General features: G+C 72.3%; 27 protein-coding genes. 11 read left to right on the top strand and 16 right to left on the bottom strand.

Going from position 1 to position 23,022, the window contains the following annotated elements; translation table 11 throughout:
• Positions 1–43 precede the first annotated feature (43 nt).
• Genes D6B71_RS23085 through D6B71_RS08735 form a run of 3 tightly spaced genes read right to left on the bottom strand, consistent with a single transcriptional unit; the run spans position 44 to position 2,701 of the window.
• Positions 44–631, bottom strand: a complete 588-nt coding sequence (locus D6B71_RS23085; RefSeq protein ID WP_206051639.1) for an RNA polymerase sigma factor — start codon at positions 629–631, stop codon at positions 44–46.
• Positions 632–680: 49 nt separating this feature from the next.
• Positions 681–1,607, bottom strand: a complete 927-nt coding sequence (locus tag D6B71_RS08740; RefSeq protein WP_121254096.1) for a pseudouridine-5'-phosphate glycosidase — start codon at positions 1,605–1,607, stop codon at positions 681–683.
• Positions 1,604–2,701: a carbohydrate kinase gene (locus D6B71_RS08735; protein ID WP_121254094.1), complete on the bottom strand. Its 1,098-nt coding sequence runs from the start codon at positions 2,699–2,701 to the stop codon at positions 1,604–1,606. Before D6B71_RS08735 ends, D6B71_RS08740 begins: the two co-directional genes overlap by 4 nt.
• Positions 2,702–2,809: 108 nt before the next feature.
• Here D6B71_RS08735 and D6B71_RS08730 point away from each other — a divergent pair, with 108 nt between their 5' ends.
• From D6B71_RS08730 to D6B71_RS08720, 3 genes are all read left to right on the top strand, one after another.
• Entirely contained in the window at positions 2,810–4,048 is a 1,239-nt protein-coding gene (locus tag D6B71_RS08730; RefSeq protein WP_121254433.1) for a fatty acid desaturase family protein, read from the top strand.
• Between the two features lie 191 nt (positions 4,049–4,239).
• Positions 4,240–4,470 carry a hypothetical protein gene (locus D6B71_RS08725; protein WP_121254092.1) on the top strand — a complete coding sequence of 77 codons (231 nt, stop codon included), beginning with the start codon at positions 4,240–4,242 and terminating at the stop codon, positions 4,468–4,470.
• 74 nt (positions 4,471–4,544) lie between these two features.
• Positions 4,545–5,597 carry a LacI family DNA-binding transcriptional regulator gene (locus tag D6B71_RS08720; protein WP_121254431.1) on the top strand — a complete coding sequence of 351 codons (1,053 nt, stop codon included), beginning with the start codon at positions 4,545–4,547 and terminating at the stop codon, positions 5,595–5,597.
• A gap of 3 nt (positions 5,598–5,600) precedes the next feature.
• Here the strand turns inward: D6B71_RS08720 and D6B71_RS08715 are convergent, their stop codons facing one another.
• Complete coding sequence (locus D6B71_RS08715; RefSeq protein ID WP_121254090.1) at positions 5,601–6,752, bottom strand: winged helix DNA-binding domain-containing protein; 1,152 nt, start codon at positions 6,750–6,752, stop codon at positions 5,601–5,603.
• A 58-nt stretch (positions 6,753–6,810) separates the two neighbouring features.
• On the opposite strand from D6B71_RS08715, the gene D6B71_RS08710 reads away from it, so the two are divergent.
• Positions 6,811–7,305, top strand: a complete 495-nt coding sequence (locus D6B71_RS08710) for a VOC family protein (RefSeq protein ID WP_240641222.1) — start codon at positions 6,811–6,813, stop codon at positions 7,303–7,305.
• A gap of 28 nt (positions 7,306–7,333) precedes the next feature.
• Here the strand turns inward: D6B71_RS08710 and D6B71_RS08705 are convergent, their stop codons facing one another.
• Positions 7,334–8,152, bottom strand: coding sequence for a helix-turn-helix domain-containing protein (locus tag D6B71_RS08705; protein ID WP_121254089.1), 819 nt, complete (start codon positions 8,150–8,152; stop codon positions 7,334–7,336).
• 128 nt (positions 8,153–8,280) lie between these two features.
• Between D6B71_RS08705 and D6B71_RS08700 the strand changes: the two genes are divergently transcribed.
• Both D6B71_RS08700 and D6B71_RS08695 read left to right on the top strand, forming a co-directional pair.
• Positions 8,281–8,703 carry a nuclear transport factor 2 family protein gene (locus D6B71_RS08700; RefSeq protein ID WP_121254427.1) on the top strand — a complete coding sequence of 141 codons (423 nt, stop codon included), beginning with the start codon at positions 8,281–8,283 and terminating at the stop codon, positions 8,701–8,703.
• Positions 8,700–9,335, top strand: coding sequence for a hypothetical protein (locus D6B71_RS08695; RefSeq protein ID WP_121254087.1), 636 nt, complete (start codon positions 8,700–8,702; stop codon positions 9,333–9,335). Before D6B71_RS08700 ends, D6B71_RS08695 begins: the two co-directional genes overlap by 4 nt.
• 73 nt (positions 9,336–9,408) lie before the next feature.
• Here D6B71_RS08695 and D6B71_RS08690 read toward each other — a convergent pair whose 3' ends face one another.
• Complete coding sequence (locus D6B71_RS08690; protein WP_121254085.1) at positions 9,409–9,873, bottom strand: GNAT family N-acetyltransferase; 465 nt, start codon at positions 9,871–9,873, stop codon at positions 9,409–9,411.
• Between the two features lie 192 nt (positions 9,874–10,065).
• Here D6B71_RS08690 and D6B71_RS08685 point away from each other — a divergent pair, with 192 nt between their 5' ends.
• Positions 10,066–10,854, top strand: a complete 789-nt coding sequence (locus D6B71_RS08685) for an isocitrate lyase/PEP mutase family protein (protein WP_121254083.1) — start codon at positions 10,066–10,068, stop codon at positions 10,852–10,854.
• Positions 10,855–10,941: 87 nt separating this feature from the next.
• On the opposite strand, the gene D6B71_RS08680 is transcribed toward D6B71_RS08685, so the two are convergent.
• Positions 10,942–11,433 carry a nuclear transport factor 2 family protein gene (locus D6B71_RS08680; protein ID WP_121254080.1) on the bottom strand — a complete coding sequence of 164 codons (492 nt, stop codon included), beginning with the start codon at positions 11,431–11,433 and terminating at the stop codon, positions 10,942–10,944.
• Between the two features lie 100 nt (positions 11,434–11,533).
• Here D6B71_RS08680 and D6B71_RS08675 point away from each other — a divergent pair, with 100 nt between their 5' ends.
• Both D6B71_RS08675 and D6B71_RS08670 read left to right on the top strand, forming a co-directional pair.
• Positions 11,534–12,157, top strand: a complete 624-nt coding sequence (locus D6B71_RS08675; protein ID WP_121254079.1) for a TetR/AcrR family transcriptional regulator — start codon at positions 11,534–11,536, stop codon at positions 12,155–12,157.
• 56 nt (positions 12,158–12,213) lie between these two features.
• Positions 12,214–12,735 (top strand): GNAT family N-acetyltransferase, encoded by a 522-nt coding sequence (locus D6B71_RS08670; protein WP_240641221.1) that lies wholly within the window; start codon positions 12,214–12,216, stop codon positions 12,733–12,735.
• Between the two features lie 133 nt (positions 12,736–12,868).
• Here the strand turns inward: D6B71_RS08670 and D6B71_RS08665 are convergent, their stop codons facing one another.
• Positions 12,869–13,471 (bottom strand): hypothetical protein, encoded by a 603-nt coding sequence (locus D6B71_RS08665; protein ID WP_126688214.1) that lies wholly within the window; start codon positions 13,469–13,471, stop codon positions 12,869–12,871.
• Positions 13,472–13,629: 158 nt separating this feature from the next.
• Between D6B71_RS08665 and D6B71_RS08660 the strand changes: the two genes are divergently transcribed.
• Complete coding sequence (locus D6B71_RS08660; RefSeq protein WP_121254073.1) at positions 13,630–14,409, top strand: hypothetical protein; 780 nt, start codon at positions 13,630–13,632, stop codon at positions 14,407–14,409.
• Here the strand turns inward: D6B71_RS08660 and D6B71_RS08655 are convergent.
• The 8 genes from D6B71_RS08655 to D6B71_RS08615 all read right to left on the bottom strand — a co-directional run bounded on the left by D6B71_RS08655 (position 14,406) and on the right by D6B71_RS08615 (position 22,222).
• The gene (locus tag D6B71_RS08655) at positions 14,406–15,497 is read right to left on the bottom strand and encodes a hypothetical protein (protein WP_121254071.1); all 1,092 of its coding nucleotides are present in this window, start codon (positions 15,495–15,497) and stop codon (positions 14,406–14,408) included. The two genes, D6B71_RS08660 and D6B71_RS08655, sit on opposite strands and share 4 nt — an antisense overlap.
• A 308-nt stretch (positions 15,498–15,805) precedes the next feature.
• Positions 15,806–16,324, bottom strand: coding sequence for an SRPBCC family protein (locus D6B71_RS08650; RefSeq protein WP_121254069.1), 519 nt, complete (start codon positions 16,322–16,324; stop codon positions 15,806–15,808).
• A gap of 49 nt (positions 16,325–16,373) precedes the next feature.
• A complete protein-coding gene (locus tag D6B71_RS08645) occupies positions 16,374–16,985 on the bottom strand; it encodes a DUF5701 family protein (protein WP_121254067.1) in 612 nt (203 codons plus the stop codon).
• A 71-nt stretch (positions 16,986–17,056) separates the two neighbouring features.
• Entirely contained in the window at positions 17,057–18,715 is a 1,659-nt protein-coding gene (locus D6B71_RS08640) for an ABC-F family ATP-binding cassette domain-containing protein (protein WP_121254065.1), read from the bottom strand.
• A 393-nt stretch (positions 18,716–19,108) separates the two neighbouring features.
• Entirely contained in the window at positions 19,109–19,546 is a 438-nt protein-coding gene (locus D6B71_RS08630) for a GNAT family N-acetyltransferase (RefSeq protein WP_121254063.1), read from the bottom strand.
• 391 nt (positions 19,547–19,937) lie between these two features.
• Complete coding sequence (locus tag D6B71_RS08625) at positions 19,938–20,768, bottom strand: thioesterase family protein (RefSeq protein ID WP_121254061.1); 831 nt, start codon at positions 20,766–20,768, stop codon at positions 19,938–19,940.
• Between the two features lie 57 nt (positions 20,769–20,825).
• Positions 20,826–21,485, bottom strand: coding sequence for an organomercurial lyase (gene merB, locus D6B71_RS08620; RefSeq protein ID WP_121254059.1), 660 nt, complete (start codon positions 21,483–21,485; stop codon positions 20,826–20,828).
• A gap of 116 nt (positions 21,486–21,601) precedes the next feature.
• The gene (locus tag D6B71_RS08615; protein ID WP_121254057.1) at positions 21,602–22,222 is read right to left on the bottom strand and encodes a LysE family translocator; all 621 of its coding nucleotides are present in this window, start codon (positions 22,220–22,222) and stop codon (positions 21,602–21,604) included.
• Positions 22,223–22,352: 130 nt separating this feature from the next.
• On the opposite strand from D6B71_RS08615, the gene D6B71_RS08610 reads away from it, so the two are divergent.
• Complete coding sequence (locus tag D6B71_RS08610) at positions 22,353–22,805, top strand: Lrp/AsnC family transcriptional regulator (protein ID WP_121254055.1); 453 nt, start codon at positions 22,353–22,355, stop codon at positions 22,803–22,805.
• The last annotated feature ends 217 nt before the right edge of the window (positions 22,806–23,022 follow it).

Raw genomic sequence — 23,022 nt, 5'->3', positions numbered from 1 at the left:
ACGGCCCCGCGCCCGCCGTCCCACGCGCGCCGGGGGCCCGCCCTCAGGGGTCGACGCGCTCGGTGACCTGGTGCAGGGTGCGGCCGTCGGCGTCGAGGAAGCGAACGACGTAGCGCTCGGTGGCCGCCGGCGCCGGCAGCTCGACAGCCCAGCCCTCGGGCTCGGTCACCGGGATCGTCTCGTCGACTCCGGGGCCGGCCACGCCCACCGCGGCGGTGCCGTCGGGCAGGTCGAAGTCGCCGCCCGCGAACCCGAACAGGATCGGCGGACCCTCGTGGTCGCTGTCGGGCGCAGTCCGGCGGGTCTCCTCGGGCACGGTGTCGACCTCGGCCCCGTCGGCCGAGGCGAGCTCGAGCCGCTGCTGCAGGGCACGGCGCCGGTCGCGGCCACGGCGGTGGTTGGCCGCCGCCTTGCGGGCGGCGCCGATCAGCCAGGGCAGGGGCGGGTCCGGCACCTGCGGCCAGCGCCGCCAGGCGGCCAGGAACGCCTCGGACACCACCTCGGCGGCGTCGTCGGGCCCCACGTGGCGCACGGCGTAGGCGTGCACCCTGCCGGCGTCGCGCTGCCAGCAGGCGGTGAACGCCGCGCGGTGCGCCGGGGTCCGGCCCCCGTCGTCCAGCTCGTTGCTCATGACCACCTCCTGCCAGGGAAGTGTCCGCCAGGCAGGAGGTGTTACCGGCCTACCCGGCGTAGGCGCGGGCGATGGCGGCGCCGAGGCGGGCGTTGTGCCGCACCAGTGCGATGTTGGCGGTGAGGCTGGCGCCGCCGGTGATCTCGACGATCCGGCCGAGCAGGTACGGCGTGGCGTCCTTGCCGTGGATGCCGAGCCGCTCCATGTCACCCACGGCCTGCTCGATGATCACGCCGATCTCGTCGGCGGGGATCTCGTCCTCCGCGGGGATCGGGTTGGCGACGACGATGCCGCCGGCCAGGCCGAGGCTCCACTTGGCGCGCATCACCTCGGCGATCTCGGCGGGGCCGTCGACGCGCAACGGGGCGGCGAACCCGCTGCTGCGCGAGAAGAACGACGGGAACTCGTCGCTGCCCTCGACCAGCACCGGCACGCCCAGGGTCTCCAGCTTCTCCAGGGTGAGCCCGATGTCGAGGATGCTCTTCACCCCGGCGCTGACCACGGTCACCGAGGTCTGGCCGAGCTCGGTGAGGTCGGCGCTGACGTCGAAGCTGCGCTCGGCGCCGCGGTGGACGCCGCCGAGGCCGCCGGTGACGAAGACGCTGATGCCGGCCAGGGCCGCCAGCCGCATCGTGGAGGCGACGGTGGTCGCACCGTGCCGTCCCCGGGCCACGACGTAGGGCAGGTCGCGGACGCTGACCTTCATCACGTCCTCGTGGCTGGCCAGCAGTTCGAGGGCGGCGCTGTCCAGGCCGATGTGCGGGCGGCCGCCGAGCACGGCGATGGTGGCGGGCACGGCGCCGTGCTCGCGGATGATGCCCTCGACCTCGACCGCCATCTCGACGTTCTGGGGGTAGGGCATCCCGTGGCTGATGATCGTGCTCTCCAGCGCGACGACGGGGCGGCCGTCCGCGAGCGCGTCTGCGACCTCGTCGGTGAGCCGCAGGGCGGGGTGCGGGATGGTCTGGGGGGTCATGACAGGAGGCTCCTCACGAGTCGGTCGGTCAGGTCGGTGCGGACGGTGGTGGGGGCGGCGATGGTCAGGGACGCCGCGGCGTGGGCGTAGGCGGCGGCGTCGACGGGGTCGTCGCCGAGGACGACCGCGTGGCAGAAGGCGGCGAGGGCGGAGTCGCCGGCGCCGGTGACGTCGACGACCTCGGTCGGGATCGCCGGCAGGAACACGTGGCGCCCCGGTGACGCCAGCAGCGACCCGCGCTCGCCGAGGCGGGCCCACACGTGCGCGACGCCGCGCTCGTGCAGGCTGGTCGCCGCGGCCACCAGCTCGTCGTCGCTGCCGGTGGGCAGGTCGGTGAGCGCCGCGAGCTCGTCGCGGTTGGGGGTGATCGCGAACAGCGGCCGGTCGGGGGTGACCAGCTCGGCGAGGGCGGCGGCCTTCGGCACGCTCACCGGCTCGAGCACCACCCGACTGCCGGCGGCAGTGGCCAGGTCGAGGGCGTAGGCCAGGGTGGCGGTGACCAGGTTGCCGTCGAGGACGACGAGCCCGGCGGCGGCGATCAGGTCGCGGGCGGCGTCGACGTGCTCGGGGGCGAGCTCCTCGGTGGCGGCCATGTCGGCGACGGCGACGACGAGCTCGCCGTCGGCGTCGAGGACCGCGGTGTAGGTGCCGGTGGGCGCCGAGCTCCGGCGTACGTGCTCGACGCGCACACCGGCACCGGAGGTGGCGACCAGCACCTGGTCGCCGAGGGGGTCCTGGCCGACCGAGGCGACCAGGTGGGTGCGGGTGCCCAGGCGGGCGAGGTTCTCGGCGACGTTGCGGCCGACCCCGCCGGGGCTCATCGTGCCGGTGCCGGGGTTGCTGGTGCGGGCCACCACCGGCCGGGCGCTGCGCGCCTTGATGTCCATGTTCGCGCCGCCGACGACCACCACACCCGGGCTCTCGGCGAGCACGTAGCCGCGGCCGAGGATCACGCCCTTGCGGCCGAGTCGGGACAGGTGGACGTTCACCGCCGCGCGGGTGCTGCCCAGCCGGGCGGCGATCGCCTCGGCACTGAGCAGCGGGTCGCGGCGCAGCAGCGCGACGATCTCTCGCTCTCGCTCGGTCAGGTGCATGACATCATGCTAAAGCATGTTCACTCCAATGAAGAGGACTAGCGCGGAAATGTGACCGTCACCTCCCCGACGCGCGTGCGCGACCAGGCGTCGGGGAACCTTGGGGGTGTGACAGCACTGCAGAGAAAGCCGGCCAACCAGATCCAGGGGCTGACCGACGCCGACATCGAGCAGCTCGGCCGCGAGCTCGATGCGATCCGTCAGGAGGTCCTCGACAGCCGCGGCGAGCGCGACGCGGCGTACATCCGTCGGGTGATCGCCGTCCAGCGCGGACTCGAGCTCGGCAGCCGGTTCGTGCTGCTGGCCGGGCGGTTCCCCCCGGCCTGGATCCTCGGCACCACCGGCCTGACGCTGGCCAAGATCCTCGAGAACATGGAGATCGGCCACAACGTCCTGCACGGCCAGTGGGACTGGATGCGTGACCCGAAGATCCACTCGAGCACCTGGGAGTGGGACTTCGCATCGCCTGCGGCGCAGTGGAAGCGCACCCACAACGAGGTGCACCACACCTACACCAACATCCTCGGCATGGACAACGACCTCGGCTACGGCATCATGCGCGTCGACGAGGACCAGGAGTGGAAGCCCCGCTACCTCGTCCAGCCCCTGTGGAACTTCGTGAACGCCTGCATCTTCGAGTACGGCATCGCGATGTACGACCTCGACCTGGGCGACCACCTGCGCGACGGGCGGGGCTTCTCGGAGGAGAAGAAGACCGAGATCCGGGCGACGCTGGCCAAGATCCGCAAGCAGGCCACGAAGGACTACGTGGTGCTGCCGGCGCTGGCGGGGGCGGCGACCCGGTCGGCCGGGCCCGCGGCGCTCGCCACCTTCGTGGCCAACACGCTGCGCAACCTGTGGTCGCACTCGGTGATCATGTGCGGGCACTTCCCCGAGGGCGTGGAGACCTTCGAGCAGCCTGCGCTCGACGAGAAGGAGACCCGCGGCCAGTGGTACCTGCGCCAGATGCTGGGCTCGGCCAACATCTCCGGGCCCCGGCTCCTGCACACGCTCACGGGCAACCTCTCGCACCAGATCGAGCACCATCTCTTCCCCGACCTGCCGAGCAACCGGTACGGCGAGATCGCGCCGCGCATCCGTGAGCTGTTCGCTCGCTACGGCCTGACCTACAACGCCCGGCCGCTGCCGCAGCAGGTCGCCAGCGCGTGGCACAAGGTGGTCCGGCTCTCGCTGCCCAACGACTTCACCGCCGGGCTGACCGCGCGCACCGCTCCGCGCAAGCTCGCCGGGCTGGTGCGCGAGGTGCGTGCCTCCGGGGCCGTACGCCGGCGCAAGGCCGCGATCGCCGCGTCGCTGGCGCCGAAGGCGATCGCCGCTCCGGCCTGACCTCCCACGCGCTTCTCGCACACCCCACGCGTTGCAGCGCGTGGGATGTGGGGCGATCGCCGGATATCCGGTGATCCTGCGCCTCCCGACGGCGCGAACGGTGGCCAAGGATGCGTCGGCTGATCAACCTCTTGACCGGTAAAGCGCGCAGGCGTACTGTACCGGTACAGCACCAGTTTCGAGGAGCCACCATGTACGACCCCACGTCCGCCCGACTCGCCACCGACCTCGCCCGCAGCGCGGTGCTCAGCGCCCGCCCCGACGCCCCGGTCGTCGCCGACGACCACCGGCCCGTCCTGGCCCGCAGCCGGGTGGGCGTCGCCGCCACCCTGCACGCGATCGCCCGGCGGGTCGAGCCGGCCGAGCGAAGCACCACCGCACGCCCCACCTCGCTCACCACCGGCGGCTGCGTCCCCGGGTGAGCCGGCCGCCGACCGGGCGGTCCGCCACGGGTCGACGTCCCGGCGTTGCCGCGGGGGATGTCATGATCGCGCCGATGGGCAAGGTCACCCTGCAGTCGATCGCGGACCGTCTCGGCGTCAGCCGGATGACGGTCTCCAACGCGTTCTCCAAGCCCGACCAGCTCTCCGCCGAGCTGCGCGAGCGGGTCCTCGCCGCGGCCGACGAGATGGGCTACGTCGGCCCCGACCCCGCGGCCCGGGCGCTGGCCCGCGGCCGCACCGGGTCGGTGGGCCTGCTGCTCACCGACAGCCTCGCGGAGGCCTTCGAGGACGAGTTCACCAGCGCGTTCCTGGCCTCGGTGGCCGATGCGCTGACCGCCCGCGGGCTCGCCCTGACCCTGCTCATGCCGTCGGGGAGCGGCGACTTCCTGCCCGCCCGGGACGTCGCCATGGACGGCGCGCTGGTCTATCTCTGCGACCCCCACACGACCGACGTCGCCTGGCTGGGCAAGCGCGGCCTCCCGATGGTCACCGTCGACCAGCGCCCCAGCGCCGGCATTCCCAACGTCACCGTCGACGACCCCGCCGGGGCCCGCGCCGCGGCACAGCACCTGCTCGACCTCGGGCACCGGCGGATCGGGTTCCTGACCCTGGGCGAGCGGATCCAGCGGGTCGACGACCCGGCCGGGGAGCCCCAGACCACGGTCGCCCGGGTCCGGCTCGCGGGATGGCGCGAGGTCCTGGACGCCGCCGGCGTCGACACCCAGCTCGTCACCTGCCCGTTCCGCCCGCCGCACCTGGCCCTGGACGCCGCCCGGCTGCTGCTCAGCGCACCCGACCGGCCCACCGCGGTGCTGTGCTTCTCCGACGTCTTCGCCGACGCGGTGGTGCGCGCGGCGGCCGAGCTGGGACTCTCGGTGCCGGACGACATCTCCGTCGTCGGCTACGACGACACCCCGCTCGCCGCCACGTCGACCCCGTCGCTGACCACGGTCAGCCAGGACGTCGCCGCCAAGGCGGAGGCCGCGGTGCAAGCACTCACCGAGGTGCTCGCGGCCCGCCGCGACAAACGCCCGGACCCGGTCGAGCACGCGACTCTGCCCACCCGTCTCGTCGTGCGGGAGTCCACCGGGCCCGCCCCCGCCTGATCGCTACCGGGGCAGCAGCCGCACCTCGGTCGCGGGGAGGCTGGTCCACCACCGGTCGTAGCGGCGATACGTGCGCGGGTCCCGCTCGGCCAGCAGCACGGCCAGCGAGGCCGCCTCGGCCTCCAGCCCCGACCACTGCTCGCCGCTCAGCGACTCGAACGCCGTCGCCTCGACAGCGCCGTCGACGGGTCGCCACACCCCGGCCACCCGGCCGTCGACGAGCAGGGTCGGCAGCACGTCGCCGTTGCTGCGGATCACCTCGCGGCGGTAGGCAGGGGGGATCACCCGTGACCGGTCGGCGTGGGCCAGCAGCAGGCTGTCCCACATCGGGAGCAGCCGTGGCGGCGCCGGGGTGTCCTCGTCGGGCAGCGACGCGCCCGGGACGTCGTACAGCACGGCGCCGTCGGCGTCCTCCAGCTCGACCACCGCGTCCCCGAGCGCCAGCAGGGCGCGCCGGGCGCGGGTGCGCTGCACCCGCGTGAACTGGGCCAGGTCGGAGACGGTGGCTGGTCCGAAGGCCAGCAGGTAGCGCCGCGCCAGCTCGGCCAGCGCGGAATCGGCGGCCGCGACACCCGGCGGGTCGTCGGTGAAAGGGAGCCAGTGCGGCGCGCGGGTGTAGGCGGGCCGCAGCCCGAAGCTCCACGGCGGCCCGGTGGGGGCGTGCACCAGCGGGGCGAAGCAGCGCAGCAACCACCAGACCCCCTTCGCCGACGCACCGACCCGGTCGGTGAGCCAGGCCTCGACCTCGGCGTTGCCCTTCGGGTGGGCGAGGAGGTCGAGCAGGGGCGGCAGCAGGCCCTCCACCTCGGCGACGCTCAACCCGCTCTCGGCGACCCGCGGGTCGGCGAAGCGGGTGGTGCGCAGCAGCGGCTGGAGCGCCAGGTGGAACGACGGGTGGTCGTCGGCCGCCACGGCGTGCAGGGTGACCCGCATCAGCGACGCCTTGAGCAGTCGGCCGTCGGCGAACGCGGCGTCGACCTCGGCCGGGTCGAAGCCGCGGACCCGGTTCCAGAGCGCGAGGTACGGCGAGGCCGGCTGCTGCGCCTGCAGGGCGAGCACCCGGCGTACGGCGTCGGCGACCGGCAGGTCGGCACGCTCGAGCAGCAGCTGTCGGGCGAGGGTGGCTCGGTTCAGGGCGCGAGCGGTCAACGGCACCAGGCCATCGTGACGGACACCCGGAAAACCTCGAGTGGTGGCCACTAGTGTGCCGAGCGTGGACAGCAATCCCCCGGCTCCCGACCCCAGCCCCGCCGATCACCGGCCGGTGCTCCAACTGCGGCTGGTGGTGGAGGCCGACGACTACGAGCAGGCGGTGATCTTCTACCGCGATGTGCTCGGCCTGCCCGAGCAGGCCGCCTTCGAGGGGGAGGGTGACGCAAGGGTGACCATCCTCGAGGCCGGCCGGGCGACGCTCGAGCTGGCCAATCCCGCGCAGCGCCGGATGATCGACGACGTCGAGGTGGGCCACCCGACCGAGGGCCGGATCCGGGTGGCCTTCGAGGTCACCGACGCCGAGGGCGGCACCCGTCGGCTGGTCGACGCCGGCGCACGCCTGGTCGCGCCCCCGACCGTGACCCCCTGGCAGTCGCTGAACTCGCGTCTCGACGCCCCCGCGGGCCTGCCGATCACCCTGTTCCAGGAGCTGGCCCCGCTCGAGCAGCGGGAGGCGATGGACGGCTTCGGCACCGACGAGGAGCGCCACGGATAGGCCCTGGGTGCTGGTCAAGCGGCCGCGTTCACCACGACTCGCCGACACCGGCATCGCGGCCGGGCCCGGCGATCGCACGCAGCATCTCGGCCGTCCTCGCGTCGGCGGGGAAGAACGTCTCGATCGCGATCTCGTCGAGCGTCACGTCCCGGGGTGAGCCGAACACCGTCGTCGCATAGAGCAGGGCCAGGTCTCCCTGCCCGGTCGAGATCCGAAGCGGCACGACCAGGTCGTTCGCGGGTGGCTGGCCGACCTGCGTCGGGTCCGGCGGGCAGGGATAGGACTCGACCTCGGCCAGCAACTCGCCGAGGCCGGCGGCCCCAGTCCGCTCCAGCTGGCGACGGACCCGCCGGGCCACGTGACCGCGCCACTGCTCGTAGTTGCGGATCCGCGGAGCCAGCCCGTCCGGGTGCAGGGTGGCGCGCAGGACGCTGCCGGGCGGGTGGAGCAGGGACGCCGGGAGGTCGCCGAGGAACACTTCCGCCGCCGCGTTCAGCGCGAGCGGCTCCCACCGCACGTTGACCGCGAGGGCGGGGTTCGGGAAGTGGCCGGCCAGCACGGCCTCGACCGCTGCCCGCGCGACACCGAGGTCGGCGTACGGGCGCTCGTCGTAGATCGGCGCGTAGCCGGCGGCCAGGTAGAGGGAGTTCCGCTCTCTCAGCGGGACCTCCAACTCCTCGCACAGTCGCTCGATGACGCCGCGGCTCGGCACGGCCCGGCCCGTCTCGATGTAGCTCAAGTGCCGGGTCGACACCTCGGCCGCCAACGACACGTCGAGCTGGGAGCGGCGGCGCTGTTCCCGCCACCGCCGGACCAGTCGTCCGACGGGCTCCTGGGTGAGCGTCATGCGGCAAGGGTGCCACCGCCGGAGGGCGCTCGGCCATGACCTGGCAGGTCATCGACACCCCGCCGCCGCGGTGGACACAGTCGTCGCAGACGGCGGCATCCCGCCGCCCGTTCCCGAAGGAGACGACGATGAGCACCGAGAAGCCGACCGAGTCCGCCGGCACCACCGCCACGGCGGTGTCACGCTACCTGCGGTTCTGGAACTGCGATCCCGGGCCGGACCAAACCGCGCTGGCCGCCACCGTGTTCCACGACGACGTCCACTACCTCGCCCCACTCGGCGAGTGGCGCGGGGTGCCCCACCTGCTGGAGCTGAGCGCTCGATTCGCCGAGCACCTCGGCGACGTCGCCTTCATCGCGCGCCGGGAGCCTGAGGTCCTCCGGGACCGGGCTCGACTGCGCTGGGAGATCGTCCGCGGCGACGACTCGTTCGCGGAAGGCACCGACCTGATCACGGTGGACCAGGACGGCCGCATCGCGGAGGTCATCACCTTCTTGGACCGAGCCCCCGTCGGGGCCGAGGCGCACCCCCAGGCGGGAGGCAGGGCATGAACCTGGTCGAGATCGCCACACCCGCCGGAGCTCTGGACGTCGGACGACGCCGTGCTCTCGTCGCCCGGCTCGTCACCGCGTTCCTGGGCGGACCGGAGGAGTCCGCCGCCGTGCCCGAGGCGACGCTGCGTCGGGCACGCTCCATGGCCCATCTCGGGTTCCGGGAGCTGGAGGACTGGTCGACCGGGCACGGGCCATGGTCGGCGCAGTCGACACCGCCGCTGTGGATCACGGTCACCGTGCCGGAGTCGTGGCGCCAGGAGGCCGGCAGCCAGCTGATCTCGCTGATCGGCCGCGCTGTCCGTGCCTGGGATGCCGACCAGGGGTGGGAGCGGCCGGGCCACGACCTGTGGGTGAATGTCGTGGGCGTCCACGACGGGTGCCTCGGCCTGGCCGGTCGGCCGGCCACGTCGGACGACGTCCTGGCCTACATGACCGAAGAGCACCGGGCGCACCCCGACCCGTCGGGACCACTGCCCGAGGGCGTCGTGGTGGATCCCATGTGCGGCATGCAGGTCCGCCTGGGGCCGCGGGCCATCACCCTCGACCACGGCGGGACGACCCACGGCTTCTGTGCCCGCGCCTGCCGCGACGCCTATGCCCGCCAGCACGGGCTGCCGGTCCCGGCCTGAGCCCCTCGGCCCACCGGCCGGGTGCCGGTGAGCGAGATCGCCTCGGCGGTGAGCCACCCGAAGAGAGGCTTCCTCACCCCCCGAGCCCTCCCTTGTCTGGTGGCCCGCCGTCCTCGAGGACGGGCTTCACCCAGCGCCGCCACTCTCCCTGCCGGGTGTAGCCGGTCGACTCCCACAGCGACCTGCCCAGCTCGTTCTCGTCGAGCACCATCGCGCAGTACCGCTCGGCGCCGAGCGCCCGCAGCCGCTCCTCGGCCCCGGCCAGCAGCCGGCGGCCGAGGCCTCGTCCACGCAACTCGGGTTCGACCGCCAGGCGGTAGAGGTTGGCCCGCCAACCGTCCCATCCTGCGACGATCGTCCCGACGATCCGCCCGTTGAGCGTGGCGAGCATCAGCGCCTCCGGCTCGTGCTCGACCAGCCGCCGGACCAGCTCGGGCCGGTCGACGGGCCGGGCCCCGTTCTCGGCGGCCCGCGACCAGAAGTCGACCACCTCGTCGACGTCGGCGCTGCCGGCCGCGCGGAAGGCCACCTCGTCCATGCGGAGATCCTCCCAGCCCTGGGGTCTGGCCGTCGTCCTCGGCCCGGCTCGGTGGCTGGGCGACGACCACTGGAGGTCCTCAGCAACGCTGGCCGGGCTGCAGGAGCCGGTCTTGCTGTCACGACATGGTCTCCGCCCGGTCGCCTTCTGCCTGGGGCAGGGTCCGGATGGGCGTGCCCTAGCGTGTCGAGCGTGGACGCAACCGACCCCCCTGAGGTCACCGGCTTCTTCGAGCTGCACCGGCCCGGCGACCCCTTCGTGCTGCCCAACGCCTGGGACGTCGGATCCGCCCGCGCCCTGGTGGCAGAGGGGTTCCCCGCCGTCGGCACGACCAGTCTGGGCGTCGCGGCCGCCCGCGGCCTGCCCGACGCCACCCGGGCCGCTCACGACGCCGTGCTCGCGGTCACCGGTGAGCTGCTCGCCGCCGGGCTCGGGGTTCCCCTCACCGTCGACCTCGAGGACGGCTTCAGCGACGACCCCGGCGCCGTGGCCGACCTGGTCGTCGGCCTCGGTGTCGCAGGGGTCAACCTCGAGGACGCCACCGACGGTGCCCTCATCGATCCCGATCGGCACGCGCACCGGATCGCCGCGGTCAAGCAGCGCGCCCCCGGCGTCTTCGTCAACGCCCGCACCGACGTGTTCTGGGTCGGCGACCACGACCCCGGCGAGGCGATCGCCCGGCTCCGTCGCTACGTCGACGCCGGTGCCGACGGCGTCTTCGTCCCGGGTGCGCTCGACGAGGCCACGATCGAGTCGCTCACGGCTGCCGTCGGGGCGCCGCTGAACGTGCTGGCCTCGCCGGCGATCCCCCGCACCCGACTCGCGGAGCTGGGCGTGGCCCGGATCAGCACCGGGTCGCTGCTCTACCGGTCCGCGCTGGGCCAGGCCGTCGCCGCCGCCCGCGCGGTGCGCGACGGAGCCCCGCTGCCGGCCGCCCCGTCGTACGCCGAGGTGCAGCGGCTCGCCACCGGCAGCGGGTGAGCGCTGGCTCAGCACCCGGCCGGGCCGATCCTCCCCGGACGACGTCTGAGGAGAACGCGCCGATCGAGCCACCGGCGTCGGACGGGGTCAGGCGATCGCCGGCACGCCCATCTCGGTGAGCCGGGCGTCGAGGTCGAGGATGCGCTGGGTGTCCTCGTAGAAGTCGCGCTGCTCGACGATGCGACCCCAGCGCGTGCGCACCCACAGCACCGTGCGGTTCGCGTAGATCTGTTCGCCCGTGGGTGCGTGGGCGGCGTCGTCGAACCGCACGCACATCTCCATGGCCCAGGGGGGGCCGCTGACCCAGACCCGGCCGATCTCACCGGTCAGTCCGGCAGCGACGAAGTTCTTCAAGAACACCTCGATCGCGGCCTTCCCACGATAGGTGCCCTCCCATCGGTGATCGCCCTCGTGGAAGTGGAGGGTTGCGTCCTCGGCGTAGCCCGCGAGGAGCGGGCCATAGTCGCCCCGGCCGAGGCGGACCACGTCTCCGTTCAGCTTCGCCCTGATCAGAGCGGGCACGGCGGCACGCGCGGCCACGGCGACCGCGGCTCCGGTGAGCAGGCTCGTGATGGTCATCGGGTCCTCCGTGGGTCGTCCCGACGGCGTCGTGGCCGGGATTTGAATGATCGTTCAAGACAGGCCTACCATGCTCGAGGCACCTCAGGGAAGGGCAGCGATGGACTCGACCGGCGGCACGGCTGACCGGATCCTGGCGGCGACCCAGACGCTGCTGCGTCGGCAGGGGTACGCCGCGACCGGGCTGCAGCAGATCGCGACCGACTCCCGTTCGCGGGTCGGCTCGATCTACCACTTCTTCGCCGGGAAGGAGGGCCTGGCGGACGCCGCGCTTCGCAGCAGCGGCGCTGCGTACGGCGCCTATGTGATGGGGCTACTCGGGGCGGCGGAGGACCCGATCGCATCGCTCGGCGGGGCGTTCGACCGGGCGGCGGCCGACCTGGTCGCCACGGACTACGCAGATGCGTGCCCGGTCGCGACGGTGGCGCTCGAGGTCGCCAGCACCAACGAGACCCTGCGGCAGGCCACCTCCGATGTCTTCACGGACTGGATCGAGGGGCTGTCCACGTGGTGCCGGGCGATCGTCTCCGATCCGGAGGCCGCCCGCGACCTGGCCACCGCGATCCTGGCGGCGCTCGAGGGCGCGTTCATCCTCAGCCGCACGCGGCGCGACCCGGAGCCGCTGCTCGCGGCGGGCCGCTCGATGACCCGCCTGGCGACGGCGATGCGGAGCACCGCCACCGGCCCGCTGCGACCCTACTCGGAGGCTTCGGATCCGGCCTGACCCGGCGACCGCACGGGTGCTCCTGCGCCATGGCCGCGCCAGGGGAGGATAGGTCCGTGCCGTCCGCCGCCCTCGACGTCCGTCCGCTCGCCGCTGCCGACTGGCCGGCGGTCGGGACCATCTACGCGGCCGGGATCGCCACCGGCCACGCGACCTTCGAGTCCGCGCCGCCCTCCTGGCCGGAGTTCGACGACTCGCGCCTGCCCGGGCATCGCCACGTCGCCGTCGACGGCAGCGGACGGGTCCTCGGCTGGGCGGCGGCCGTGCCGGTCTCCGATCGCTGCGTGTACGCCGGGGTGGTCGAGCACTCCGTCTACGTCGACCCCGACGCCCGCGGCAGGGGAGTGGGCCGGCTGCTTCTCGATGCTCTCGTGGCGTCCACGGAGGCCGCGGGGATCTGGACGATCCAGAGCGGCGTCTTCCCGGAGAACTCCGCCAGCCTGGCCCTGCACGCGGCCGCGGGCTTCCGGGTGGTCGGCACCCGCCGCCGGGTCGGACGGATGGCCCACGGCCCGCTGGCCGGTCAGTGGCGCGACGTGGTCCTCCTCGAGCGGCGCAGCACCCGGGTCGGCGTCTGACCCGGCTAGAAACCGGGGGCCTTCAGCGAGCGGCCACGACCGACTCGCCGGCGGCCAACGCGTGCCCGCCATGTGGCGACCGTAGCGAAGTGTCGTTCGGTGGATGACCTGTCCGCGGTGGCTGCGGCGGCGGTCACCCGGCGAGGTCGGTGCCGAGCAGGCCGTAGCTGATCGCCGAGACGTAGACCGCGTTGCGCACCGGGTGGTCGCGTTGGGTGAGGGCCACGCTCACGAGCGCGTCGAGGTGCGGGAGCGCGGAGACCCGACTCGCGGTGGTGATCCTCGGCCGGAGGGTGGCCTCGGTGTCCTGCCCGTGGCAACCGGCGTCGTTCCGGTCGAACCGGACCGGGAAGTGCAGCTCGAGCGCATCGCAGGCGGTGCCGAGCAGCTGGTCGAGGGTCTGCTGGGGGTCACCCTCCGGGAGCGCGTAGCCGGTGACCCGCACCTCGAGCCAGGCCCGCCCCGGGCTGCCCACGGTGCAGGTGGCGCGCTGTCTGCCGTCGACGGTGTCGGTGCTGGAGGAGCCCTCGCCCAGGTCGAGGTCACGTGGGACCAACGGCTCGACCGCGGCGCACAGGTCGTCGACCTCCAGCGCGCGGCCGATCCGCGGAGCGGGCTCGTCGTCGTCGTCGCGCCAGGCGGAGACCCCGGCGACCACCGCCACCGCGATGGCCACCGTTGAGATGAGCGAAGAGCACGCGAGGAGGACGACGAGCAGGCGCACTTGGGAGCTCACGGCGACAGCATGCCCTGCGCACTCGGAGGGAAACCGGGCTGTTGACCCGGTCGCCGAGTTGGGTGCCCCCAGGCCGCGTCCTCAGTATCCGTGGCCTGCATCGCGCCGCCCCGCGAGCGGCGGCCGGGACTTGGCAGACACGGCCTAGGGTCGGGTGCGTGACGTCCCCTCACACCCTCCCACTCACGCAGTACCTCGACCTGCTCGACCGCCACGGACGCGCGGCCCTGGACGCCCTCAGCGGGCTGCAGCCGGACGCGAAGGTGCCGCCCCACGGCACGGACGCCCTCGGCCACGCCCAGGACCACCTGTCGACGCTGGAGATCTGGGCGTGGCTCCTCGAGCACCCGGAGTCCGACTGGCGCGCCTTCGAGGCGGGCCCTCCGCCGTCGGGCTACGCCGAGGTGCTCGGCGCAATCGGGCGGGTGCGGGATCGGCTGACCCGGCTGCTGGTGGAGGTCGGCCCCGACCTGCCGGTGGACTACTTCGGCCGTCCCGGCACCTCCCATGACGTGGCGCGCCTGCTCGCCCACGAGGCGATCTGCGTGGCCATCGCGGCCGGCGAGGCCCGCGGCGTCCCGGTGCCTGCGTTGCACCCGGAGGTGGCGACCGACTACGTCGACCGGATCCTCGTGCATTGGAGCGACCCCGGGGCCGATGTCCACTGGTACCCCGCCCCCGCACAGCTCCTGGCGGCGGACTCCGGGCGGTCGTGGTGGGTGCGGTTCAGCGACGGGGAGGCGATCGCGCCGGCGGAGGAGGGTCCGGCGTCGGTCACCGTGTCCGCCGCCGCCGACGATCTGCTCCGCTGGCTCGAGGGGCATCCGGTCGGCTCGGTCGAGGTCGCCGGCGAGCGCGCTGCGCTCCGGGCGTTTCGGCGCTCCCTCGGTCACCGCCTCGAGCCCGCTCCGCGGCGTCCGTGGTGGCGTCGGCGCTAGCCGGACCCGTGTCTCTCGGTGTCGGCGCGCAGCCGCTGGCCCAGCAGCGTGGCCGCAGCCACCAGGCGCTCGTAGCGCACCATCGGGGGCCAGACCAGTTCCGCGGCGCCGGGCTCGCGCGGGTCGGGTCCGGTGACGAACAGGACGCCGCCGGCGACCTCATCGGTCGGGGCACCGGCCAGGGCGTCGGCGACGGTCGGGAGCAGGTCGCCGGCCCAGTCGCGACTGAGCCAGAGGTGGTCGACGACGCCCGATTCGGGGAGCTCGGGCGCGACCCCGGGGGGCAGGACGCCGCCGCGGGGGAGCAGGCCCGCCCAGGCGGGGGCACCGGCCGCCACCGCCGTCCGTAGCGCGGCGAGGAGGTCGCTCTGGTCGACGACGTTCACGGGAGGTGTCACGACGACCGGGGAGAGCGGGCCGTACTCCTGCTCGTCGTCGACCCCGTGGTCGGGCAGGGCTGCTGCGACCGCGGCGGCCAGCTGGGCGGCATCGCCGTCGGTCCAGCACCAGAGCACCGGGGTGTTCGCGTCGTCGACGTCGTCCGGGGGCGGCGCGGGGTCGGCCGTCTCGCCGGTCCAGGCTCGATAAGTCGCCGCGGCGAGCTCCAGCGGTGCCACGTCGAGCAGGTCGGCTCCCAGCGGGACGCCCGGCGGGGTCGCCCACCGCGCGGCACCGTCGCGCACCTCGACCAGCCGTCGGTCGGCGAGCGCGTCGAACCTCGCGGTCTGGTCGGCGTCGAGCCGGGCGAGGTCGACGCGGCCGCTGCACCATCGCCGCCCGTCGATCAGCCCGTCCGGTTCGTCGAGATCCAGGACCGGCGTGAACGCGCCGAGGGCGATCGCCGGCGCGACCTCGTCGAGCACGCTCCCGAGGTGCCGCGACAGAGTCGTCCACCCCTCGCCGCCGTCGACCGGGCCGAGGCCGAGGTCACCGACCGCGATCTCCAGGACGGCGACGGTGCCGTCGCTCCCCGCGGCCTCGGTGACCCAGCCGGTGAGGCCACGGTCGGCGGCGGCGCTCCGCAGCCGGCCGGCCAGGTCGGGTCGATCGGCGTCGTGACAGGTCACCGTGGCGATGGGTCCGAGCATGGTCTGATCCTCCCGGATGGAACGGAGATCCGGTACGCGTCGGCCGTTGGCTGCCCCAACGATGGCAGGGCCTCCTCGACGCGGTGGATCCGGGCCTCGGGATCCGTCGGGCAGGTCTGCCGCACGGATGGACGCCGTCTGATCTGCGGTGCCGGAGGGTGCCGCTGGAGGCGGACACCGGTCCCGTGTGGAAGAGATTGGGCTCCTCGACGGTCGACGGCGTCGCTGACGAGACGCAGACATGATCGAGGGGCCTGCCGCGGGCCGCGGTGACGAAGTCGGCTGCCCGGCACGCGGGCTGGAGCCCCCTACTGCTGGTCCCTGTCGCCCTCGCTGTCGGCGCGGAGACGGCTGGCCGCCGGCGTGGGGTAGCCACGCCGGACGGCCCGCTCGAGGAGTCCCAGGGACGCCCGCAGCGCCTTCTCGTCGATGACGGGGAAGATGGGCTTCCACTCGTCGGCTGCGCCGGACCAGTCGCAGTAGGAGGTCACGATGGAGCCGTCGGGGTGGGGGGCCAGCTCGTAGCCGTACACATGGCCGATCGGCGGCTTGATCGTTCCTTCGACGGTCCACTCGACGCGCTCGGGCGGCTGGATGCGGGTGATGACGACCCGGACGTCGTAGGCGCCCATGGGCAGGTCGCCGAGCGCCTCTCGGTCCATGTGGACGACGAACGCGTCGCCGACTCGCTCGACCGGTACGCCGGACGCTCCTTGCAGCATGCCGCTGGAGTCGATGGCGACGTGGCCGTCCGGGTCGGTGAGGACCTTGAAGATCGCCCGTGGTGGCGCGGGTACGGTTCGTCGCGCGGAGAACCGCTCGGCCATGGTGGTATCCCTCCCTGTCTTCATCGCCTTGCCCTCCATCGCCTTGTCGTCATCGGCGGCCGGTGGCCGAGGCGAATCCCAGCCAGGTGTGCCGGTTGCGCCACCAGCACCAGCCGACCTTCGGAGCGTTCCTGCGGGCCGGTCCGTCGTGTCCGGTGCCGCCGCTGATCCACAGCGCCGGGGTGCGGGCGTCGTACCCCTTGGGCTTCGGCTTTCGCGAGCCGATGCACATGAAGCACCGGTTCGGCTCGAGGGCCTCGGGCTGCTGGAGGAGCCAGCTGATGCCCTCGCTGATCGTCAGCGGCGTGCGCCCTCGCTGAGCGATCACGGGAGCGGCCTCCTCGGGGCTCCAGTTCAGCATGTCGTCGCCGCGGTCGACGCCGCCCAGTGTGTACAGCGGCCGATCCGGGATCACGAGGTCCGGAGTGGGGCGGAAGTCGTCGAGGTCGGCCATGTCGTGGACGACGAAGCCCTGCTTGCCCTGCCTGCTGAGCAGGGGCGCGAGCCTGCTGGGGGGCACCAGCGTGGGGTGCACGGCCAGCACCGCGTCGGGCTCACCGTCCACCTCGGCCACCCATCCGGCGAGGTCGGCCGACGTGACGTCGGCGAGGGCGGGAAGGCCGAGGTCGATCAGGTGGTGAAGCTGGTCTGTCAGGGTCATGGAGCTCCTTCGAGGTCGGACGAGGTGACGGCCCCGCCTGAGCGTGTCGGGGTCGGTCGTGGGGTGAGTCCCTACGGCCGGGGGCTTTGTCGGCCGCGGCCGCCGCTCGCCGGGCGGTACGACGGCGGGGTCAGGGCCGGGGTGAACCGGTCCGGTGCCATCTCGACGTAGCGGGTGAGGTGGAGCCGCCGCAGGAACGCCTCGTCGTGGCTGGCGACGAGCAACGCGCCGCGGAAGCTCTCCAGCGCGCTGACGAGCTGGTCGATGCTGGCGAGGTCGAGGTTGTTGGTCGGTTCGTCGAGCATCAGCAGCTGCGGTGTCGGCTCGGCCAGGAGCAGTGCGGCCATCGCGGCGCGGAACCTCTCTCCGCCGGAGAGGGTCTCGGCCCGCTGGTCTGCGGCGCGCCCGCGGAAGTGGAACCGGGCCAGCCGCGCCCTGCGGCGGTTCTCGTCCGAGGCGGGGGCGAATCGTCCGACGTTCTCGACCACCGACAGATCGTCGTCGAGGACATCGATCCGTTGCGGCAGCAACCTGGCCGGGACGCACAGCTCGCACACCCCGGACGTCGGCTCCAGCTCGCCCGCGATGGTGTGCAAGAGCGTGCTCTTGCCGGAGCCGTTCGCTCCCACGAGTGCGATGCGCTCCGGGCCACGCACCTCGAGAGACCCCCGTGCACCGTTGCGTAGCGCGACGTCCTCCAGGCGCAGCACCACGCGCCCTTCCGGCAACGCGGTGCCGGGCAGGTCGATCCGGATCGCGGCTTCGTCACGGACTCCCTCCTCGGCCTCGGTGAGTCGTTCACGCGCCGTGGCGAGGCGCTCTTCGTGCATGATGCGGTGCTTGCTCGCGGACACCTGGGCCTCGCGCTTGCGGGCGCCCATGACGATCTTCGGCTCACGCTTGGTGTCCCACATCTTCTGGCCGTAGCGCTTGCGCCGGTCGAGCTTGATGTGGGCGGCAGCGAGCTCGCGCCGCTGACGTCGTACATCGGCCTCGGCGACGCGGACCGCCCGTTCGGCCGCTTCCTGCTCCATAGCCAGCGCTTCCTGGTACGCCGAGAGGTTGCCGCCGTACCAGTCGACCCGGCCGTCGTGCAGGTCACCGATCTCGTCGACGTGTTCGAGCAGCCGCTCGTCGTGGCTCACCACGATGAGAGTCCCGCGGAACGACCGGACGGCCTCGACGAGCCGGGCTCGTCCGGACCGATCGAGGTTGTTGGTCGGCTCATCGAGCAGCAGGACGTCGGGCTCGTTCAGCAGTTCGGCGGCCAACCCGAGCAGGACGGCTTCGCCCCCGGACATCTCGCCGAGCCGCCGATCCAGATCGCAGTCCAGCCCCAGACGGTCGAGCAGGGTGTGCGCTCGTTGCTCGATGTCCCACGCGTCGCCGATCGTGTCCAGGACCGGCTCGGAGACGTCGCCGGAGTCGGCGGCGGCGAGGGCCCGGCGGATGCCGGCGATCCCGAGCACGTCGTCGACACGGGCGTCGCGGCGCAGCGGGAGGTCCTGGGGCAGGTAGCCGAGCGAGCCGGCACACCGGATCGAACCCCGGTGCGGGCGGAGTCGGCCGCTCAGCAGCCGTAGCAGGGTCGACTTCCCTGCACCGTTGCGGCCGACCAAGCCGACGCGACCCGCGTCGACGGTGAACGACAGGCCGGCGAAGACGCGTGTCCCGTCGGGCCAGGTGAAGTGAAGGTCGGAGACCGAGACAGCGGAGGGCCGGGTGGACATGGTTGCTCCTGAAACGCGCGCGTGTGGACAGAAAGTGGTCGGGGCGGCGGTCTCAGAGGAGCAAGAGCGTTCTCCGTACGGTCGGCGTCAGCGCACGTCGGGGTCTGGATCCGACTGCCCGCAGGCACTTCGGGGGCCCGGTGCGAGTACTGCTTCATGATACAACGTACAATGTACGTTGTAAATCGAATATGCGGCCATCGCTCCGATGACGACCCGCAGCACCGGGACCCGCAGCCCAGCCGCACCCTGGCGCTGCTGTGGGGTGAGCCGTCGGCGACGATGCGGCGCAAGGGCCCGGCGCGGTCCGTCGACGTCTTGCAGGTGGTCGACGCCGCCCTGCGGCTCGCCGATGAGCAGGGCCTAACTGCCCGAATGTAGAGGCGTTCTCGTTCAGGGCCGAGCTAGGTAGGCGGTCTTGGCGTCGGGCGAGAAGCCACAGCCTCGGTAGAAGGCGTGAGTCGCGGGCGTCTTCGAGCCGGTCATCAGCATGGCCTTGTAGCAGCCCCGGTCCCAGGCTTCTTGGAGCGTCGCGGCCATGATCTGCTTGCCGAGGCCGGTTCCGCGGAGCGTCTCCTCAACGACGACGTTCTCGATCACTGCGTAAGACGCACCGCCACGAGTGAGGTTGGGGATGATGTTGAGGTACGTCGCGGCAACCACCTCGCCGTCCGCCGACTCCATCACCAGAAGCGTCAGGTCGGGGTTCCTCAGGATCGAGTCGAAGATCATGCGCGCCTGACTCGGGTCGGTGGTCGCGTCAGCCGGGTGCAGCTGGCGGTAGAGGCCCATCACCGCGGCGAAGTCGCCGGGGAGCGCTTCACGGATCACGACCGCACCCTATTCACCACGGCGGTACTGACGTCCAACGTCGGTCGGCACACAGTTGTCGAGATGCACGGAAGATTGCCGAGACTCCCGCGGAGAACCTTGCCGAACTGATCCGGATCGGACGACGTCGTCAACGTAGGCAGCCGGGACGGGTCACCGTCTCCGGAAACGTCTCCTCACGGGTCTTTCGGGCCGCCCCGCGGCCCGCTCGGCGGGTGGACTTGCGGCTTCGCCGTAGGAGGTCCTTCTTTCGGGCCGCTTGGTGCGCCCGCTCATAGCCGAGATCCCGATGCCCATCTCGCTGCACCTACGGGGTGCATCGTCATCGAGCCCGGGGAGCGTTTCGCGCGTAGCGGTCTGTTTCAGTGCAGGCGGTCGCTCGGCGCTCGAATCAACTGTGTCGACGCTGAGCGAGCACGGTCTGCGTGACGCGTCCGATGGGGCCGTTCTCGTGGTGGAGAGTGGCAGCGCTCAGGCCGATGCCGTCGGCTCCGATGGAGGTCTCGGCTGCCAGCCCGAACCACGAACCGCGTGGACGTTCGTGGAGGTGGACGCTTAGCTCGGTGTTGGGGAAGGTGAAGCAGGCTGGGTCCAGGCGGGCACCGATCCCGTTGGCGACATCCGCGATCGCCACGGCCTGCTCGAGCGGGGTGGTCTGTTCGCCCGCGACGAGCGGGCGTGCAAGTCGCATCCAGGCGACCGTTGGTGTTCCCGGCACGTGGGCGGCCGATGTGTAGCGCCAGTCCAGGGCCTGGACGAAGGCGCTGGTGTGGAGGGCCGCCGGGAGCGGGTGTTGGTCGGCCGGCTGTGGCGCGTCGGGAGGTAGCGGCACGACCTGGTCGGCGTGATGGTGAACGTCGTGGGTGTCTTCGGTGGCGAGCCGCCAACCGCGCGCGTGAGCGACCTGTCTCCAGGTGCCGTCCGCCTGTCTGGCGTCCAGCCGTGAGGCCAGCAGTTCCACCCGCCGACCGGGCCGCTCGACCTGCGCGGAGGTGCGCACCTCGCTGATCGGCACCACGCCGAGGAACTCGACGGTCACCCGGGCGAGCCGGGTCCCGTCTCGCGGGGCGCAGCGGTCCATCGCCCGGGTGAGGAGGGCGGCGACGGGGCCACCGTGCTGGAGGTCGCCCGACCAGGGGCTGCCGGTGTGTCGGGTGGCGAGGAACGTCTCTTCGACGAGGTCACCGGGGGTGGTCTGGTCGAGGGGCTCGTAGTAGCTCACAGTGCGAGGTCCTGAGTGTCCGAGGAAGGGTCTGTCCTAGGTTGTCCTACGTCGAAGTCACAGGCCCCAGAAGGAGCCGCGGAGGCCGACACGGCGCATGTAGTCGGCGGCCTGGCTGGGCTCACGGCGGGTGTATCCGTAGTCGAGCCGGCCGGTGTACCAGTCGGAGGCGAACCGCCACAAGGTGGGGAGGTCCATCACGTAGCCACGCTCGTTGCCGGTGCGCTCGAGCCAATGGTCGACGCACTGCGTCGAGCAGAACAGGCTCTGGTGGCCGCAGGTGTGCACGACGTCGTCCCACATGTGCGCGGCGGGCACCAGGAAGTGTGCTACCTCAGACCCGGCGGGGGGCTTGTCGGTGCCGACGTTCCAGGCCAGCGGCCGCTCGCAGTTGGGGCAGCGGGTGGCCACGAGCACCGGGCTCTGCTCGGGCAGCAGGTGCGGCAGCGCGAAGGCGTCCCAGGCACAGCCGCCCCACCACAGCGTGGAGGCGCCCATCACCGAGAATCCGAGGGGGATGGCCGCGAACGGGTGTGCCATGGCGATGTGGTCCTCGCCGTCCAGCACCAGGTGACGTGCCTCGGCGAGTTCGCGCAACCCGTCGACGACCGCTTCCTCGGTGGTCGCGAACCGCTCGGCGAGATCGCGGGCCTGTGGCGCTCGTCCGATCTCGGCGAATGACCGGTAGACCGCGACGCGCAACTCCTCAAGATCCATGATTCTTCCTTCCGGCAGGTTGTGAACGAGTCTCGGTTCAGGGTCGAGAGTCGGTGCGGCGACGTCGACGGGCGGCGCGGCAGAACGGTCAACGAAGCACTCCGGCATCTCGCCGCTCATGTGAGCAGTTGCTTGGCGACAATGAGACCGCCGATCATCATCATCGCCACGCCCGATAAGCGTGACACCGTGCGCGCCGCCGCCGGACGTGCGCTCAGCAGCCTGCGGGCTCCCATGCCCACGACGCTGTAGACCACCGCGCAGCTGGCCATGTGCACGAGCCCCAAGGTGAAGATCTGGGCGGGGACCGGCCAGGACGCGGCAGCGTCGACGAACTGCGGCAGGAGCGCGAGGAACAGCAATAAGACCTTCGGGTTCAGACCGCTCACCCCGAACCCTGCGACGGCCTGCCGCGCCCACGACACCTCCGGGGTGGCGTCGCTTGCGACGAACGGCGCCGCGCCGGCGGTCAACACGCCGACACCGAGCCAGACCAGGTACGCAGCCCCCGAGACGGTCAGAGCGGTCATCAGCACCGGTGAGCGGCTCAAGATAGCCGCGACACCCGCGGCGACGACGACCGTTGCAGCCAGGTGACCCGCAAGGAGGCCACCGATGGCAGGGAGAACGGTGCGGTAGCGCAGGCCGGCCGACATCGCGTATGCCCAGTCCGCGCCCGGGGTGATGACGAACAGGAAGGACACCGCCCAGAACGCCCCGGCGGTTCCCAGCGTCATCGGTCTCTCCTCGTGGTCGTACCAACCGCGCCAGTGCCTGCTTGGCGTAGTTGGAACGGTATCCGCGATCGGGCCAAAGGTGCTTCCAAGTTCTTGCCCCCAGCCGCACAGGTCTGAAAGGATCTTTCCGGTGGATGCGGTAGACAAGCAGATCCTTGTTGAACTCCAACGGGATGGTCGGCTCACCGTCACCGAGCTGGCCGAGCGGATCGGCCTCAGCCTCTCCCCATGCCACCGTCGTCTGCGGGCCCTGGAGCGATCCGGCGCTATCGCCGGCTATCGCGCCCACCTCGACCCGGTCGCGCTCGGACTCTCCTTCCAGGCCCTCGTCTTCGTCACCATGCGCGGTGCCGACCGCGACACCGTGGCCACCTTCGAGAACGCCGTCAGCGACCTACCCCACGTGCTGCAGGCCCGACGACTGTTCGGAGATCCCGACTACCTCCTCCATGTCATCGCCCGCGACCTGCCCGCATTCCAAGAGATCTACGACCAACAGCTCTCGACGCTCCCGGGGGTGCAGCGACTCACCTCGACACTGGTGATGAAGAGCGTCGTCGAGGGCCGCCCCCTACCGCTGTGACCCGCGACGTGCCACCTCCGCGCATTCCGCGCGTTATCGCGGCGCCGGGTGGACCCCAGTTGCGCGTCGTACCGCTGCCGCGCCAGAAGTCCTAGGAGACCAACCGCGTCGGGTCGCTCCGCGAACTCATCCACCACCGGCGCACCTGGCCTGTCGAAAGTCCACCGGACCGGTAGATCTTGACATTGACAGCGACTTGTCAATGTTCGCTGCATCT

It is taken from the genome of Nocardioides ferulae (assembly GCF_003660455.1).
Lineage (GTDB): Bacteria > Actinomycetota > Actinomycetes > Propionibacteriales > Nocardioidaceae > Nocardioides > Nocardioides ferulae.
This window is presented reverse-complemented; position numbering and strand designations above follow the sequence as displayed.